The organism is Pseudomonas sp. B6001, assembly GCF_013386015.1.
In the GTDB taxonomy this organism is placed as follows: Bacteria; Pseudomonadota; Gammaproteobacteria; order Pseudomonadales; family Pseudomonadaceae; genus Aquipseudomonas.
The window spans coordinates 189,809-207,056 of sequence record NZ_JACAOX010000004.1; the positions used below are offsets into that span (position 1 = coordinate 189,809).

11 protein-coding genes are annotated in these 17,248 nt (G+C 62.8%); 3 read left to right on the plus strand and 8 right to left on the minus strand.

From position 1 onward, the window contains the following. Window positions 1-179: 179 nt before the first annotated feature. From HX821_RS06955 to glgB, 3 genes are all read left to right on the plus strand, one after another. Window positions 180-2,177 carry an alpha-1,4-glucan--maltose-1-phosphate maltosyltransferase gene (locus HX821_RS06955; protein WP_102605565.1) on the plus strand — a complete coding sequence of 666 codons (1,998 nt, stop codon included), beginning with the start codon at window positions 180-182 and terminating at the stop codon, window positions 2,175-2,177. A 155-nt stretch (window positions 2,178-2,332) separates the two neighbouring features. After that, window positions 2,333-5,680 (plus strand): maltose alpha-D-glucosyltransferase, encoded by a 3,348-nt coding sequence (gene treS / locus HX821_RS06960; RefSeq protein ID WP_177035477.1) that lies wholly within the window; start codon window positions 2,333-2,335, stop codon window positions 5,678-5,680. After that, complete coding sequence (gene glgB / locus HX821_RS06965; protein ID WP_003207521.1) at window positions 5,677-7,911, plus strand: 1,4-alpha-glucan branching protein GlgB; 2,235 nt, start codon at window positions 5,677-5,679, stop codon at window positions 7,909-7,911. The genes treS and glgB overlap by 4 nt, the downstream gene beginning before the upstream one ends. Before the next feature lie 129 nt (window positions 7,912-8,040). Here glgB and HX821_RS06970 read toward each other — a convergent pair whose 3' ends face one another. The 8 genes from HX821_RS06970 to HX821_RS07005 all read right to left on the minus strand — a co-directional run bounded on the left by HX821_RS06970 (window position 8,041) and on the right by HX821_RS07005 (window position 17,230). Next, window positions 8,041-10,626, minus strand: a complete 2,586-nt coding sequence (locus HX821_RS06970) for an autotransporter outer membrane beta-barrel domain-containing protein (protein WP_177035478.1) — start codon at window positions 10,624-10,626, stop codon at window positions 8,041-8,043. 95 nt (window positions 10,627-10,721) lie between these two features. Beyond that, on the minus strand, window positions 10,722-11,483 hold the full coding sequence (locus tag HX821_RS06975) for a PIG-L deacetylase family protein (RefSeq protein WP_003207524.1): 762 nt from the start codon (window positions 11,481-11,483) through the stop codon (window positions 10,722-10,724). A 187-nt stretch (window positions 11,484-11,670) separates the two neighbouring features. After that, the gene (locus HX821_RS06980; protein WP_177035479.1) at window positions 11,671-12,330 is read right to left on the minus strand and encodes a glycosyltransferase family 2 protein; all 660 of its coding nucleotides are present in this window, start codon (window positions 12,328-12,330) and stop codon (window positions 11,671-11,673) included. After that, the gene (locus HX821_RS06985) at window positions 12,327-12,926 is read right to left on the minus strand and encodes an SAM-dependent methyltransferase (protein WP_177035480.1); all 600 of its coding nucleotides are present in this window, start codon (window positions 12,924-12,926) and stop codon (window positions 12,327-12,329) included. Before HX821_RS06985 ends, HX821_RS06980 begins: the two co-directional genes overlap by 4 nt. Next, window positions 12,923-13,684 carry a PIG-L deacetylase family protein gene (locus HX821_RS06990; RefSeq protein ID WP_177035481.1) on the minus strand — a complete coding sequence of 254 codons (762 nt, stop codon included), beginning with the start codon at window positions 13,682-13,684 and terminating at the stop codon, window positions 12,923-12,925. Before HX821_RS06990 ends, HX821_RS06985 begins: the two co-directional genes overlap by 4 nt. Beyond that, on the minus strand, window positions 13,681-14,679 hold the full coding sequence (locus tag HX821_RS06995; RefSeq protein ID WP_177035482.1) for an acyl-CoA dehydrogenase family protein: 999 nt from the start codon (window positions 14,677-14,679) through the stop codon (window positions 13,681-13,683). Before HX821_RS06995 ends, HX821_RS06990 begins: the two co-directional genes overlap by 4 nt. Window position 14,680: 1 nt before the next feature. Then, entirely contained in the window at window positions 14,681-16,840 is a 2,160-nt protein-coding gene (gene glgX / locus HX821_RS07000) for a glycogen debranching protein GlgX (RefSeq protein ID WP_003207536.1), read from the minus strand. 123 nt (window positions 16,841-16,963) lie between these two features. Then, window positions 16,964-17,230, minus strand: a complete 267-nt coding sequence (locus HX821_RS07005) for a DUF2934 domain-containing protein (RefSeq protein WP_003207537.1) — start codon at window positions 17,228-17,230, stop codon at window positions 16,964-16,966. Window positions 17,231-17,248 lie beyond the last annotated feature (18 nt).

Here is a 17,248-nt window from a genome sequence, read left to right on the forward strand (position 1 = left end):
CTATCGGTGGACAATCGCGTGGTGGATTTGATTCCCCGCCCGATGGCGGGATATCCGCCTGAACTTTTCACTCGTCGGCATGCTCGGAACCTAGACGGCCCTGCTCAGGGAGAGTGGCGTCGTTTCAGAATTTGAATCAAGCACAAGAGCGTCCACTGGGCGTTAAGGGGAGATGCTCGATGACTGCTGAAACACTGACTCAAGACGATTCAACCTCCACATTACCGCTGTCCCAGGCACTGTTGCTGCCAAGGATCGCGATTGAAAGCACGACCCCGGTGATCGATGGCGGCGAGTTCGCCGTCAAGGCTGTGGTTGGCCAGCGCGTGCAGGTTGCCAGCAAGGTGTTCGCTGATGGCCACGACAAGCTTGCGGTGATGATCCGCTGGCGCCCGCGCAGTGAAGAAAGCTGGCACAGCGTGGTGATGACCGATGTCGGCAACAACGGCTGGGAAGGCGCATTCACCGTGACCGCCCAGGGCCCGCATGAGTATTGCATCGAAGCCTGGATCGACACGTTTGCCAGCTTTCGCTACGAACTGAGCAAGAAACACGAGGCCGGGGTGCCGGTCAGCCTGGAGTTGCAGGAAGGTCGCAGCCAGGTCCTGCAAGCCGCCGAGCGCAGTGACAATGAGCTGCGTGACCGCTTGATGTTGCTGCACCACGAACTCTCCGGTTTGCTGGAAACCGAGCAGGTCGCGTTGTTCCTGCACGAAGACAGTGCACACCTGATGACCCAGGCCGATCACCGCGCCTATTTGAGCATCAGCCCGGTGTACCCGATTGATGTAGAGCGCGAGGCTGCGCAATTTGCCAGCTGGTACGAGTTGTTTCCCCGCTCGATCACCGACGATCCCGCGCGCCATGGCACATTCAACGATGTGCACTCACGGCTGTCGATGATCCACGACATGGGCTTTGACGTGCTGTACTTCCCGCCGATCCATCCGATCGGTCGCAGCCACCGCAAGGGCAAGAACAATTCCCTGACCGCCGGGCCGGACGACCCGGGCAGCCCGTATGCCATCGGCAGCGAAGAGGGCGGCCACGAGGCGATCCATTCGCAGTTGGGCACCCGTGAAGATTTCCGCAACCTGGTCAAGGCCGCCGCCGACCATGGCCTTGAAATCGCCCTGGATTTTGCCATCCAGTGCTCCCAGGACCACCCGTGGCTCAAACAGCATCCGGGCTGGTTCAACTGGCGGCCCGACGGCACGATCAAATACGCCGAGAACCCGCCGAAGAAATACCAGGACATCGTCAACGTCGACTTCTATGCGGCCGACGCGATTCCCAGCCTGTGGGTCGAGTTGCGCGACATCGTGGTCGGTTGGGTGGAAGAGGGCGTGAAGACCTTTCGCGTCGACAACCCCCACACCAAGCCGCTGCCGTTCTGGCAATGGCTGATCAGCGATGTGCGTTCTAAATACCCCGAAGTGATCTTCCTCGCCGAAGCCTTCACCACCCCTGCGATGATGGCGCGCCTGGGCAAGGTTGGTTACTCCCAGAGCTACACCTACTTCACCTGGCGCAACACCAAGGCCGAGTTGAGCGAGTACCTGAGCGAACTGAACGAGTCGCCGTGGCGCGAGTGCTTCCGGCCGAACTTCTTCGTCAACACCCCGGACATCAACCCCGGCTTCCTGCATGAATCCGGCCGCGCCGGCTTCTTGATCCGCGCCGCGTTGGCCACCATGGGCTCAGGCCTGTGGGGCATGTACTCGGGTTTTGAACTGTGCGAAGCGGCCCCGGTGCCGGGCAAGGAAGAGTACCTGGACTCGGAGAAATACGAGATCCGCCCACGAGACTTCACGGCGCCGGGCAACATCATTGCCGAGATCGCCCAGCTCAACCGCATCCGCCGGCAGAACCCGGCCTTGCAGACGCACCTGGGGCTCAAACTCTACAACGCGTGGAACGACAACATCCTGTACTTCGGCAAACGCAGCGAGGATGGCAGCAACTTTATCCTGGTGGCCGTGAGTCTCGACCCGTTCAACGCCCAGGAGGCCAATTTCGAGTTGCCGCTGTGGGAGCTGGGCTTGCCGGACGATGCCCAGACCCAGGGCGAAGACCTGATGACCGGCCACCGCTGGACGTGGTACGGCAAGACCCAGTGGATGCGCATCGAACCGTGGCATCAGCCGTTTGGCATCTGGCGCATTACCGTTTCCTGAATCGACACCGATTGAGATCGTTCCCACGCTCCGCGTGGGAATGCAGCCCCGGACGCTCTGCGTCCCCCAAGCGTGACGCGGAGCGTCGCAACAGGCATTCCCACGCAGAGCGTGGGAACGATCAGCGGCCCTCACGAATTTTCCAGGAGTTTCCAATGGCGAAGAAACCCAAGGCTGCCACCTTTATCAAAGATCCGCTCTGGTACAAAGACGCGGTGATTTATCAGGTTCACGTCAAATCGTATTTCGACTCCAACAACGACGGCATCGGTGATTTTCCCGGGCTGATCGCCAAGCTCGACTACATCGCCGACCTTGGTGTGAACACCATCTGGCTACTACCGTTCTACCCCTCGCCACGCCGTGACGATGGCTACGACATCGCCGAATACCGCGGCGTGCACAGCGACTACGGGACCATGGCCGATGCCAAGCGCTTTATCGCCGAAGCCCATAAACGCGGGCTGCGGGTGATCACCGAGCTGGTGATCAACCACACCTCCGACCAGCACCCATGGTTCCAGCGCGCCCGCAAGGCCAAGCCCGGCTCGGCGGCGCGGGATTTCTACGTATGGTCCGATGACGATCAGAAATACGACGGCACCCGGATCATTTTCCTCGACACCGAAAAGTCCAACTGGACCTGGGACCCGGTCGCCGGCCAATACTTCTGGCACCGCTTTTACTCCCACCAGCCGGACCTCAACTTCGATAACCCGCAGGTCATGAAAGCCGTCCTGTCGGTGATGCGCTACTGGCTCGACATGGGCATCGACGGCCTGCGCCTGGACGCCATTCCGTACCTGATCGAGCGCGACGGCACCAACAACGAAAACCTCCCCGAAACCCACGACGTGCTCAAGCAGATCCGCGCCGAGATCGACGCCAACTACCCCGACCGCATGCTCCTGGCCGAAGCCAACCAATGGCCGGAAGACACCCAGCTGTACTTCGGGGACAAAAAGGGCGACGACGGCGACGAGTGCCACATGGCGTTCCACTTCCCGCTGATGCCGCGCATGTACATGGCGCTGGCCCAGGAAGACCGTTTCCCGATCACCGATATCCTGCGCCAGACCCCGGAGATCCCGGCCAATTGCCAATGGGCAATCTTCCTGCGCAACCACGATGAACTGACCCTGGAAATGGTCACCGACAAAGAGCGCGACTACCTCTGGAACTATTACGCTGCCGACCGCCGTGCACGTATCAACCTGGGGATTCGCCGCCGCCTGGCGCCGCTGATGGAACGCGACCGCCGACGCATCGAGCTGCTCAACAGCCTGCTGCTGTCGATGCCGGGCACGCCGACCCTGTATTACGGCGATGAAATCGGCATGGGCGACAACATCTACCTCGGTGACCGCGACGGCGTGCGTACGCCGATGCAATGGTCCATCGACCGCAACGGCGGCTTCTCCCGCGCCGACCCGGCCAGCCTGGTATTGCCGCCGATCATGGACCCGCAATACGGCTACCAGTCGGTCAACGTCGAAACCCAGACCCAGGACCCGCACTCCTTGCTGAACTGGACGCGGCGCATGCTCGCGGTGCGTAAACAGTCCAAGGCGTTCGGTCGCGGCAGCCTGAAAATGCTCTCGCCCAGCAACCGCCGCATCCTGGCGTATACCCGCGAATACGCAGGCGCCGATGGCAAGAATGAAATCATCCTGTGCGTGGCCAACGTGTCCCGCAGTGCCCAGGCCGCAGAACTGGACCTCTCGGCGTTTGCCGGCATGGTTCCGGTGGAGATGCTCGGTGGCAATGCCTTCCCACCGATTGGCCAGCTGAATTTCCTGCTGACCCTGGCGCCGTATGGCTTCTACTGGTTCGTGCTAGCTGCGGAAAACCAGATGCCAAGCTGGCACGTGGAACCGGCACAAAGCATCCCGGACTTCACCACCCTGGTGCTGAAGAAACGCATGGAAGAATTGCTCGAAGCACCGTGCCGCACCACCCTGGAACAGAATGCGTTGCCGGCGTGGCTGCCCAAGCGCCGCTGGTTTGCCAGCAAGGATACGGCAATCGACAGCGTGCACATCGCTTATGGCGTGCGCTTCGGCGACCCGCAGCATCCGGTGCTGCTCAGTGAAATCGAAGTCACCAGCGCCGGCCAGGTCAGCCGCTATCAACTACCGTTCGGCTTCCTTGGCGAAGACCAGTTCACCAGCGCCTTGCCGCAACAACTCGCGCTTGCCCGTGTACGGCGAGTGCGTCAGGTAGGTTTGGTGACCGATGCCTTCAGCCTCGACACTTATATCCGCGGCGTGATCCAAGGCCTGCAGGCCAAAACCGTCCTCGACTCCACCGATGGCGAGATTCGCTTCGAGCCCACGGCGCAACTGGCCGAGCTGGAATTGAACGACGAGTCGGAAGTGCGCTACCTCGCGGCGGAGCAGTCCAACAGTTCCGTGGTGGTGGGCGGCAGCCTGGTGCTCAAGCTGATCCGAAAAGTCAGCGCCGGGGTTCACCCCGAGCTGGAAATGGGCGCCTACCTGACCGAAGCCGGCTACGAGCATATCTCGCCGCTGCTGGGCTCGGTGATCCGCCACGACGCCGATGGCCAGGACAACCTGCTGATGATCGCCCAGGGTTACCTGAGCAACCAGGGCGACGCGTGGGGCTGGACCCAGAATAACCTGGAGCGAGCGATTCGCGACGAGCTGGCCGAAGCCATGTCCGAGCAGGAACAGCACTACAACGCCCTTGGCGAGCTGGCGGATTTCGCCGGCCTGCTCGGCCAGCGCCTGGGCGAGATGCACCAGGTGCTGGCGGCGCCCACCACTAACAAGGCGTTCAAGCCCGAGGTCACAACCCTCAAGGACAGCCAGGGCTGGGCCAGGCACGTAGGCGCACAAATCGACCACGCCTTGCAGTTGCTCAAACAGCATCAAACCAAGTTGAACCCTGCCGATCAGGCGTTGGTCAGTGCTTTACTGGAGCAGAAAAAGGCCATCGCCAGTCACGTTCAGGACCTGGCGAAAGCCACGGTGGGCGGGTTGCGCATTCGCGTGCACGGCGACCTGCACCTGGGCCAGGTACTGGTGGTCAAGGGCGATGCCTACCTCATCGACTTCGAGGGCGAACCGGCGCGGCCGCTGCCTGAACGTCGTGGCAAACACAGCCCGTACAAGGATGTGAGCGGGGTGCTGCGCTCGTTTGATTACGCGGCGGCCATGGCGGTGAATGTGCAGGGCGTCGACCAGTCGCCCGAGGCCAATGCGTCCCGACAACGTGTGGCGGATCGCTACTTGCATGAGGCCAGGCAGGCATTTATCCAGGCCTATCACGCTGCCACGACTACACTGGCCCATGACTGGCAGGATGCCAAAGGCCAGGACGCAGCGCTGGCGTTGTTCAGCCTGGAGAAGGCCGCGTACGAAGTGGCCTACGAAGCAGAGAATCGCCCGAGCTGGTTGCCGGTGCCGTTGCAAGGTTTGCACGGGCTGCTCAGCGGGTTGAAACCAATATCGAAAACTGCACGCGGTGGGGAGACGTCATGAGTTTTACAAGCAAAGAACCGCTGCAGGAAAAGTTGAGTGTGATGCCCAAACCTGCTGATATCGAAGCCCTGGTGCGGGCCGAGCACCATGATCCTTTCTCGATCCTGGGTCCCCATGACGACGAGCAGGGCGGCCAGTTCATTCGCGCCTTCCTGCCGGAAGCGCTGAGTGTCCAGGTCCTGGCCCGCGACAGCGGCGAGCACATCGGCAGCCTCGATGCGACCCAGGTGCCGGGCTTGTTTGTCGGGCATTTCGGCAGCCGTCAGGCGTACTTGCTGAAGATCCAGTGGGCCGGTGGCGAACAGATCACCGAAGACCCTTACAGCTTCCAGCAACTGCTGCTGGGGGAGATGGACCTGTACCTGTTTGCCGAAGGCAATCACCGCGACCTGAGCAGTTGCCTCGGGGCGCAAGTGACCAGCGTCGACGGCGTCCAGGGCGTGCGTTTTGCGGTATGGGCACCGAATGCCCGCCGGGTCTCGGTGGTGGGCGACTTCAATATCTGGGACGGGCGCCGTCATCCGATGCGCCTGCGCCATCCGTCCGGGGTGTGGGAGATTTTCATCCCGCGCCTGCAACCCGGCGCGGCCTACAAGTATGAAATCCTCGGTGCCCACGGGATTCTGCCGCTCAAGGCCGACCCCATGGCCCTGGCCACGCAGTTGCCGCCGGATACTGCGTCCAAGGTCGCTTCGCCGCTGCAGGTCGACTGGCAGGACCACGACTGGATGCAATCGCGCAGCGAGCGACAAAAGCCTAGCGCACCCTTGTCGATCTACGAGTTGCATGCCGGTTCCTGGCAGTGCGAGCTGGATGAAGTCGGCGAGGTGTCCCGCCAGTACAGTTGGCGCGAGCTGACCGAGCGGTTGATCCCTTATGTACAGCAGTTGGGCTTCACCCATATCGAACTGATGCCGATCATGGAGCACCCGTTCGGCGGCTCATGGGGTTATCAGGCGCTGTCGCAATTTGCCCCGACGGCACGTTTCGGCTCGCCGGAGGATTTCGCGTTTTTCGTCAACGCCTGCCATCAGGCCGACATCGGCGTGATCCTGGATTGGGTGCCGGCGCATTTCCCCACCGACACCCACGGCCTGGCGCAATTCGACGGCACCGCGCTGTACGAATACGCCAACCCGCTGGAAGGCTTCCACCAGGATTGGGACACCCTGATCTACAACCTCGGCCGCACCGAAGTCCACGGCTTCATGCTGGCGTCGGCGTTGCACTGGCTCAAGCATTTCCATATCGATGGCCTGCGGGTGGATGCGGTGGCCTCGATGCTGTACCGCGACTATTCGCGCAAGGCCGGTGAATGGGTACCCAACCGCCACGGCGGGCGGGAAAACCTCGAGGCCATCGACTTCCTGCGCCACCTCAACGATGTCGTTGCCCTTGAGGCTCCCGGCGCGCTGGTGATCGCCGAGGAGTCCACCGCATGGCCGGGCGTAAGCCAGCCGACCCAACAGGGCGGCCTGGGCTTCAACTACAAGTGGAACATGGGCTGGATGCACGATTCGCTGCACTACATCCAGCAGGACCCGGTGTACCGTGCCCATCACCACAACGAGCTGAGTTTCGGCCTGGTGTATGCCTGGTCCGAGCGTTTTATCCTGCCGATTTCCCACGATGAAGTGGTGCACGGCAAACACTCGTTGATCGACAAGATGCCCGGCGACCGCTGGCAGAAATTTGCCAACCTGCGGGCGTACCTGAGCTTCATGTGGATGCACCCGGGCAAGAAGCTGCTGTTCATGGGCTGCGAGTTCGGCCAATGGCGCGAGTGGAACCACGATCAGCAACTGGACTGGTACCTGCTGCAATACCCCGAACACCGGGGCGTGCAGAAACTGGTGGGCGACCTCAACCGTCTGTACCGCGAAGAGCCGGCGCTGCATGACCAGGACGACGCACCACAGGGCTTCCAGTGGTTGATTGGGGATGACGCGATCAACAGCGTCTACGCCTGGTTGCGCTGGAGCAAGGATGGCAGGCCGGTGCTGGTGGTGGCCAACTTCACGCCGGTGCCGCGTGAGGCCTACAAGGTCGGCGTGCCGTTTGCCGGGCGCTGGAGCGAGGTGATCAACAGCGATGCCGACACCTATGCCGGTTCCAACTTCGGCAACGGTGGCGGGGCGTTTACGGAGGAGGAGCCCAGGCATGGGCAGCCGTTGTCGCTGTCGTTGAACCTGCCGCCATTGGGCGTGCTGATCCTGCGACCGGACGCCTGACTTCCAGACGATGAAGACCCCATGTGGGAGCGGGCTTGCTCGCGAATGCGCAGTACCAGTGCCAGATTTTTTGGCTGACACACTGCATTCGCGAGCAAGCCCGCTCCCACAGTGGGGATGTGTTGTGGCTTAGAAGTCGACCCTTATGCCAATCGTGCCTTTTCGCCCATTCAGCTGATTACTGTCCAGATTGCTGTTGTACCCCACCTCGCCATACACACTGACCGTACTCGATACCTGCAGCGTTGCCCCGGTGCTGACGTCCAGCGTGGTGGACTTCTGTTCGGTGTTGATGTCCGTGCTGTTATTGAACGTGACGGTGTTATTCCCGGCGCTGGCGTGCCACACGTTGGTACGCACATAAGGCAGCAGGGGCATGCCGCTCACGCTGTAGCTGCCCTTGAGGCGGACACCGAGACGGGTCACGACGTTAGTGTCGGCGCGGAATGAGACATCCGAGATTCCGTCGTTCTGGCTGTCCACATAGCTTCTATCGACAATCACCTGGGCCTGCGGCTCAACCTCCCACTGTTCCGACACCGCAAACGGCATTCCCACCTCCACAGACCCCAGCACGTTGTGGCCCTTGGTTGGGAGTTTGACGCCCCGGTCGGATTCACTGTGGCCATCGAACCGCGTGCCCATCAGCACGACATCGATATAGGCGCGGTTGGCGCCGATGAGCGTCCAATACGCGCCCAGGCTGTCACCGCGCAGGGTGGTGTTGCCGGCGTCCTTGCCCTGAAAACCGCCATTGAAACCCGCCACATTGCCGGTCAGGCGGCTGTGGCCGACAAAGAAGCCGAAGCGTTGGGTCAGGCCAGCGTCGTTGGTCCAGGCATACAGGTCAGTGCCAACCTGGAAACCGGACAGGGAGCTGTCCAGCGACGGGCTGACGGTGCCGGCGAATGATTGCCGCGTGCTGCTGCCATACACCCGGCCCCAACCGGCCGCTAAAGCGCCAGGTTGACGTTGCAGGCTTTGATCGCCCGTGCGTTCGTGGTAGGTGCCCAGCATGCCCTGGACCATCTGCTGCACGGCGGGAAACAACACGGCATACACCGGGACTTCCGGGCGATAGATGGGTATGGGTTCTTCTCCCGGGAAAATCCCCGGGAGGTCCGGCGTGCCGTCGGCGGGGACGGGGGGGAGAATGCCCACTGGGTCGTCAGGATCCTCAGGGTTGGGCAGCGGCGGCGCCACCACCGAGGACCGCAGGAACCAGTTTTGCCCGGTGCCCGGCGTTACGCCTCCTTTGAACAGGTAGTACTCATAGGCGCCTGCGGAAACGGATCCACCGCGCAGGGTAAACGCCAGGTCGCTGCTCGTGGCACCGTTAAGCGCTTCAACCACCTGGATGCCGTTCTGCAGCGTCATGGTGCCGGGGCCGGCAAGGTTGGTGACGGTGATGGTGGTGCCGCCTTGCAGCGTGCCCTGGCTGACTACCAGCTTGTCACTGGCCGAGCCGTCGGCGCCGAGTACCGATTGCAGCGCCAGTTCGCCACCATTGCCGGTGTAGTTGCCGTTGACCGTCAGGCTGTCGGTGGCGCTGGAACTGCCGGTGGTCATGTCGATCAGGCCGCCGTTGTTCAGGTTGGCTGGTTGCCCGGCCGTGAAGGGGCTGATGCTGCCCTGTGTTACCTGCAGGGCGGCGCTGCCAAAAATATTCAGGGTACCGGTGGCCGTAGCGCTGTCACCGAGCTTGAAGTCGCCGCCCAGGGTCAGGCGCGAATTGTTGTCCAGGTTGACGGTTTCCCAGTTGACATAGCGGGTTGGCGTGGCGGATCGGGTGTTGTCGAAGGTCAGGGTGTCGTTACCCAAACCACCATCCAGAAGCGGAGTGGAAGCCAGGGTGGTTTCGGTCAGGTTGAGCAGGAAACCCCTGTCAGCGCCATCACCCATGAGGATTTCCTTATGGATCAGACCGCCGCCTTCCCAAGTGAACTCATCGTTGCCAAAGCTGGCGAGGATCTGCCCACCTACTTCCCCTCCGCTGACGTTGATGATGTCGTCGCCGCCGCTGACGCTGATGTTGCCACCAACCGTTCCTCCGGAAACCAGGATGGTGTCGTTTCCGAAGCCAGTAACGAGGTTGCCGATGATCGCTCCACCCCGCAGGTCAAACAGGTTGTTGTCGAGCTTCATGTCGACCCGCCCGATGCTGCCACCGGTCATCAGCGCTACATCTCCATCTTCAAAGGCGCCGACAATCCTGCCACTGCTCATGGTGAACTCGTCACGGCCGTCGCCCTGAGCCAGTGAGGCGACGGTGCCACCGCTCTGGAAGTACTGGTCTACCCCGTCACCCTGGGAGATTGCACCGGAGCTGCCGCCGCTGATTTGCGCAATATCACCGCCCGCGCCTTGCGTCACCGTGCCGGAGATATTGCCATTGAACAGCTGGAAAATATTTCTTCCGTCACCTTGATTGATCGCACCGTTGATCGCGCCGGAATCCATCGTGACCCGATCATCTCCCGCGCCATAAGTCACGTTACCGACGATGATGCCGGTGCCGCCGACGGGGAACTCCAGGACGTTGCTTCCTTGTAAATCCGTCAGCGCGCCAGCACTGCCATCGCTGCACAGGGTGGTGTCGTTGCCTGCGGTTATGACCAACGTACAGGCGGCCTGCGCGGGGAGAGGCCAATTGAGCAACAGCGTCGTCACGCTGCAGACGCTCAGATACGTCACTGATGAAAACCGCGTGCTCATGATTCGCCCTCCCTGCAAGCCGGTGTTCCAAGCTAGCCACACAGAGAGAGCGTTCGCTACTGTCAGAAGTTACAGGTATAGACGAGTGGGTGCGCCTACAAAAATACAATCTCATAGGGCTCGCGCATGCGCTCCAGCAGCACCTGCGCCAGGATCGGCGCCAGGCCGATTTCCGGGTCGCCTGCCAGTTGGCTGGCATAGGCGTGGGCGGCGTGCAGCTTGCGGGCGACGCTCCAGGTGTCGAGCCGCACCTTGCGCGCGCGCTGCCAGGGGATGGCGGCGGTTTCCCGAAGCGGCCAGTGCCACGCCCAGATCGGCAGTTCGTGCAAGCGCACGCCCTTGACTGCGCAGGCTTTGGCAGCGGCACGGCCGACGGCGTCGTGGTCGTCATTGCCGTCGTTGCGCCAGGTGGTGAACACCACGTCGCCGGGTTGCAGGTAGCGCGCAATGAACTGGCTCATTTGCTGTTCCCGCGCGGCCAGGGCGTTGTCGGCGAAACCGCCGCGGATCCATTTCAGGCTGTGCAGGGGCACGCCCAGGCGGCGCAGGGCTTCGACACTTTCCTGGGGCCGCACCACGCTTAAGCGTTTGGCCGGCCACACGGCAGACCCCGGATGGCTGGCGCTGCCGTCGGTGATGGAGATCAGTTGCAGGGAGTATTCAAGGGTGCTGAGCAATTGCAGCAGACCGCCGCAGGCGATCACTTCATCGCCGGGATGCGGGGCGATGATCACCACGCGGGCGCCCTTGGGCACCAGGGTTGCGGGGTTGATGGCAGGGATTTGCGCGAGTTGCGGGGCGCTGTTCCAGATTTGCGCGGGGCCCCGGCGGTTGTCACTTAACAGTGCAGGCTTCATGGGTGTCACTTCCTTGTTTATCGGTGGTGCAGGCCGTACCCCGTTGACGGGACGGCTCTTGTGGTATGCGAGCGTCAGGTACTGCACGCTCGCGGCGCGACGGCGTTCCAACCCTGGATTGCCGTGCAAGGAACAGTGATGATAGTTATGAATCGCCGCTTTAACACCGCCGGGTGTCGCAATTTTTTCAGGAGGCCTGCATCAGGCTCTTCAGGTAATCACCGAAGCCGCCCTGGGCGCGACAATCCAGGCGGGCACTGGTAATCACCTGGGGCGAGTGGCTCCAGGCAATGGAAGCCCCGCAGCGCTCCAACTGGCGCACCAGCTCCACGTCTTCATGGCAGGGCAGGGGCTCGAAACCGCCGGCCCGCACGTAGGCGCCGGCACTGACGCCCAGGTTGGCGCCGTGGATATGCCGATGCCCGTCCCGGGCGGTGTAGGCCTGGTGATAGCGGATCTGCGCCGCCGGGTCGAAGCCCTCGCTCCAGGCGTCCACCGTCACCGTGCCGCACACCGCATCCACGCCTAGGGCCAGTTGCGCCACCAGCCAGTCGGGGGCCACACGGCTGTCGGCGTCGGTGCAGGAAATCCAGCGCGCGCCGTTGTTGAGCAAGTGCCGCGCACCTACGCCGCGCACGTGGCCCACGTTACGCGCCTGCACTTCCAGGGTTTGTACCTGGTATTCGCGGGCGATCATCGCGCTGCGATCGCTGCAACTGTCGAGCACCGCCAGAATCTGCACCTCTTCACCCAGCAGGCCTGGATGACTGGCCGCGACCATTGCAGCTTTCAGGCATTCAGGCAGCAGTTTTTCTTCGTTATGCACGGGTATCAGGATGCCGATCATCGCAGTCCCTCCAGGGTGGCGACCGTAGTGCCGTCCCGGCTCCACAGGTCCAGTAGAAAATCGCTTTCGTGATGCTGCACCAGGTGTGGCATGTCGAGTCGCTGGGCGAGGCGCGCGTGCACCTGTTCGGCGGTCTGCGGGCAACCGTCGATGGGCGGGCGCCAATGGCAGGCGAGGATTTGTCCGTCAGGCGTCAGGCAGGCGAGGGCGCGATCGATCAGCCCATCGAAGTCCTTCGGGTCCAGGTAGTAACACAGCTCGCTGAGCACGATCAGCTCGAAGGTCTCGCTGGGCCATTGCTCCGGCAGCCGGCTCTGCCGCACGGTGGCGTGGCTGAAGCCGCGCAGTCGCGCCTGTGCCAGGCTGACCGCCGCTTGCGCCGTGTCACAGCACAGCAGGCGGTCACAGCGTGGGGCCAGTTCGAAGCTCAGCTCACCGTTGGCGCAGCCAGGCTCGAAAATCGAGGCGTAGCGGGGCCGGGTCAACAGTGCCAGGGTCAGGGCCCGCTTGCGCCGCTCGTACCAGCGTTGCCGAAAGGCCCAAGGATCGTCGTTGCCGGCAAACAGCTCGTCGAAATAGGGCGTGGCGACACTCATACGAACACCACTTCAAAAGGTTGCAGCAGGCGCTCCAGCACATAGGGCGCGAGCACCGGCGGCAGGCCGATCTGCGGGTCGCCTTCCAACTGGCTGGCGAAGGCATGGATGGCGTGCCGTTTACGGGCCACGGCTTCAGGTGTCAGGAGAATTTTACGAGCGCGATCCCAGGGCACCTGGCTGTCTTCCGGGGTTGCCCAATGCCAGGTCCAAACGGGCAACTCCAGCAAGGTTGCTGCGCCCACCGCCCGGGTCGCCTTGGCACTGGCACGGCCCACAGCCTCGTGGTCGCAATGGCCGTCTTCGCGCCAGGTGGTGAAGACCACGTCGCCGGGCTTGAGGTAACGCTCGATGAAGCGGCTCAGGTCTTCTTCACCTGCGGCGACCTGGCTGTCGCTGAACCCGGCCCGCAACCATTTCAGGCTGTGCAACGGCAATCCCAGCCGGTGCAGGGCCTGCGCCGACTCTTGCGGCCGCACCACGCTCAGGCGTTCCACCGGCCAGCGGCGCGAGCCGGGATGACTGGCGCTGCCGTCGGTGACGGAGATCAGCAGGATAGGGCGATCCAGCGCGGCAAGGCCTTGCAACAGGCCGCCGCAGCCCAGGACTTCGTCATCCGGGTGTGGCGCGATGATCACGGCGCGGCTGCCTTCAGGCACCAGTTCGGCAATGTCTACGCAAGGCAGCTCGGCCAGTCGCGACGAGCTTTGCCACACATGCAAGGGCGTGCCCTGGCCGACGATTGGATTGATCTTCATAGTTCCCATCTCCCTGGGCGCTCATCGGCGACTTGTTGACCAAGGGCGGCCAGGTCGCGCTCGGCATGACTTTGCCGCAGGTACACCGGCAAGTCGGCCATCAACTGAGCAAAATGCGGGTCCTTGCAATACGGCCCGGCGCCCAGTGCTCGGCCGACATGGTGAATCACCTGGTCGACGGTTTCTTCGATACAGGCCCGTGCCTGTTGTGCCAACAGCCGGGCATCTGCCTTGGGCTGCCGGTCGATATGGGTGGCGCTGTCGCGCAGCACACAGGCCGCGCTGTGCAAGGCACTGTCGACGCTGCCAAGGTGCGCCAGGGCGTGGGGCTCCGGGCGTTTTGCGCACTGCTCGCGCAAGGCCTCCGCCAGGCGTTGTGCCGCGCCGTACCAGCAGGCGGCGATGCCGATGCCGCCTTGCCAGAAGCCCGGGCGCGCCAAATAGTCCCCAGGCTTGCCGATGGCCAGGCCAACGGTGTCCTGGAAAAGCACTTCAACACTGCCCGTAGCGGCCATGCCCACGGCGGCCCAGCCCTCATCGGTGACGGTTACGCCGGGCTGGTGCATTTGCACTGCAACCAGTTGCTGGCGATCCTCTTCATCCCACGCCGTGAGCAACCCGTGGCTGACCACCGCCGCGCCCGAGCACCAGGCCTTGCGGCCCTCCAGCCGCACACGTTGGCCGTCACGCCGGATCCGCACCTTGGCGGTGGGCGGCTCGGCCGCCCACATGCCCCACGTGCTGCCAACCGGCGGCAAGGGGCTGTCGAGTTCAGCGATGATCGCCAGGGCGTCAGTGTGGCCTTCAAACAACTTGCACAACCGCAGGTCATGGCCGGCGACTTGCGCCAGCCGGCTGAAGCGTTCCAACGTTTGCCCGCTGCCCGGCAAGGGCAACTGATCCAGGCCTTCCTCCACCAATGCCCTCAGCGCAGCGCCAAGGGCCTGGGTGTCCGGGTAATCCCGGTAGCCGCGAAGAAACTCATGCAAGGCCATGTCACACCTCGTCCTCATGCTGCAGTTCAAACAGCAGCAGCGAACGCCCGGTGACCGCATATTCGTGATCGAAATCGAAGCGTTCCTGGCCACGCACTGCCGGCTGGTTGGTGTCGAGCATGCAGGTCCAGAAGCCGCCATCCGGCACCGGTGGCAGGCGGAAATTGACCATGTCGTGGTGGGCATTGACCACCAGCAACAACGTGGCATCGGCCCCCGGGCGGCGAATCCCGGTTTCCTGGGCGCGGCCATCCATCAGCATGCCCAGGCAACGGCCATGGCTGTCCTGCCATTGCTCGATGGTCATTTCATCGCCGCTCGGCGCGAGCCAGGTGACATCCTTGACCCCGATATCTTCGTTGTAGTCGCCCACCAGGAAGCGCCCGCGACGCAGGATCGGGTACGCCAGGCGCAACTTGATCAGGCGCTTGACGAACTTGAGCAGGGCCTTGCCGTCTTCATCCAGTTCCCAATTGATCCAGCCGATCTCACTGTCCTGGCAGTAGGCGTTGTTGTTGCCGTGCTGGGTCCGGGCGAACTCGTCACCGGCTACCAGCATTGGCGTGCCCTGGGCCAGCAGCAGGGTGGCGAAGAAATTGCGCATCTGGCGCAGGCGCAGCGCGTTGATTTCCGGGTCGTCGGTAGGGCCTTCGACACCGTGGTTCCACGACAGGTTGTTGTTGCTGCCGTCCTGGTTGTTCTCGTCGTTGGCTTCGTTGTGTTTGTCGTTGTAGGACACCAGGTCGTGCAGGGTGAAACCGTCGTGGGCGGTGATGAAGTTCACCGAGCTGTACGGCCGGCGGCCGCGCTGGTTGAACATCTCGCCCGAGGCGGTCATGCGTCCGGCGAAGTCGGCCAGTTGGCCGTCGTCACCTTTCCAGAACGAGCGCACGGTGTCGCGGAAACGGTCGTTCCATTCCACCCAGCCCGGCGGGAAACCGCCGACCTGATAGCCGCCGGGGCCACAGTCCCACGGCTCGGCAATCATTTTCACCTGGCGCAGCACTGGGTCCTGGCGGCAGGCCACGAGGAAGCTGTGGCGCTCGTCGAAACCGTCGCGGTAGCGGCCAAGGATGGTTGCCAGGTCGAAGCGGAAGCCGTCGACATGCATCTCGGTCGCCCAGTAGCGCAACGAGTCGGTGACCATTTGCAGCACGCACGGGTGGCTCAGGTCGAGGGTGTTGCCGGTGCCGGAATCGTTGATGTAGAAGCGCTTGTCATCGGGCATCAGGCGGTAGTACGAGGCGTTGTCGATGCCGCGCATGGACAGCGTCGGGCCTTGCTCGTTGCCTTCGGCGGTGTGGTTGTAGACCACGTCCAGGATCACTTCCAGCTTGGCTTCGTGCAGGTGCGCGACCATTTCCTTGAACTCGGCGATCTTGCCGCTGGCCAGGTAGCGCGGGTCCGGGGCGAAGAAGGCGATGCTGTTGTAGCCCCAGTAGTTGGTCATGCCTTTTTGCAGCAGGTGCTGGTCGTTGACGAAGGCGTGCACCGGCAGCAACTCGACCGATGACACACCCAACTGGCGAATGTGCTTGAGCACATCGTCGACCATCAGCCCGGCGCAGGTGCCGCGCACTTCCTCAGGCACCGAAGGGTGGCGCATGGTGATGCCGCGCAGGTGGGTTTCATAAATGATCGTGCGATCCCACGGCGTGCGCACTGGCTGGTCGTTGCCCCAGGTGTGGGCCGGGTCGATGACTTTGCACTTGGGCACGAAGGGCGCGCTGTCGCGTTCGTCGAAACTGAGGTCGGCGTCCGGATGGCCGATGGTGTAGCCAAACAGGGCCTCGGACCATTTGAGCTCGCCCACCAGCTGTTTGGCGTAGGGGTCGATCAGCAATTTGTTGTGGTTGAAGCGATGACCATTGGCCGGGTCATAGGGACCGTACACGCGGTAGCCGTAGATCAGCCCGGGGTGGGCGTCGGGCAGGTAGCCGTGGAAGGTTTCGTCGGTGTATTCCGGCAGTTCGATGCGCTCCAGCTCGACTTCGCCGCTGTCGTCGAAGATGCACAGTTCGACTTTGGTGGCGTTGGCCGAGAACAGCGCAAAGTTGACCCCCAGACCGTCCCAGGTCGCGCCGAGAGGGAAGGGCAAACCTTCACGAATCCGCGACGGCTCGTTTTCCGGCGTCGAGTTGGGCTTGTTGGGTTTGCTCATTGAAATGCTCCTGCAAAAGGGTTTTTCCGGGCCGAACGGGGCCATTCCGGCGTGATGCCGGGTAGATATCGGTAGTTGGATAGCCTCCTGCGGTGCGGGTGCACCTGCAGGAGGATCTTTGGGTCAGGGGGCCTTGGGCTTCTTCGCAGCAGGCTTCTTCGCCGCCGGCACTGCGCTTGGCTTGGCTGCCGGTTTGGGCGCTGCCGCTGCGGGCTTGGCTTTTGGCTTGGCCTTGGCGGCGGCCTTCGGTGCCTTGGATGGCGTCAGCGCTTCGGCTTCCGCCAGTTTGCGCGCCATTTCCCAGTGTCGTGCGTCCTCGCCATGGGGTTTACCTTCAGATTCCCAGATCTGATGTGCCAGTTCGCGGATGCGTTTGTCTTCAGTACTCATCGCAATGCTCCTCACAGA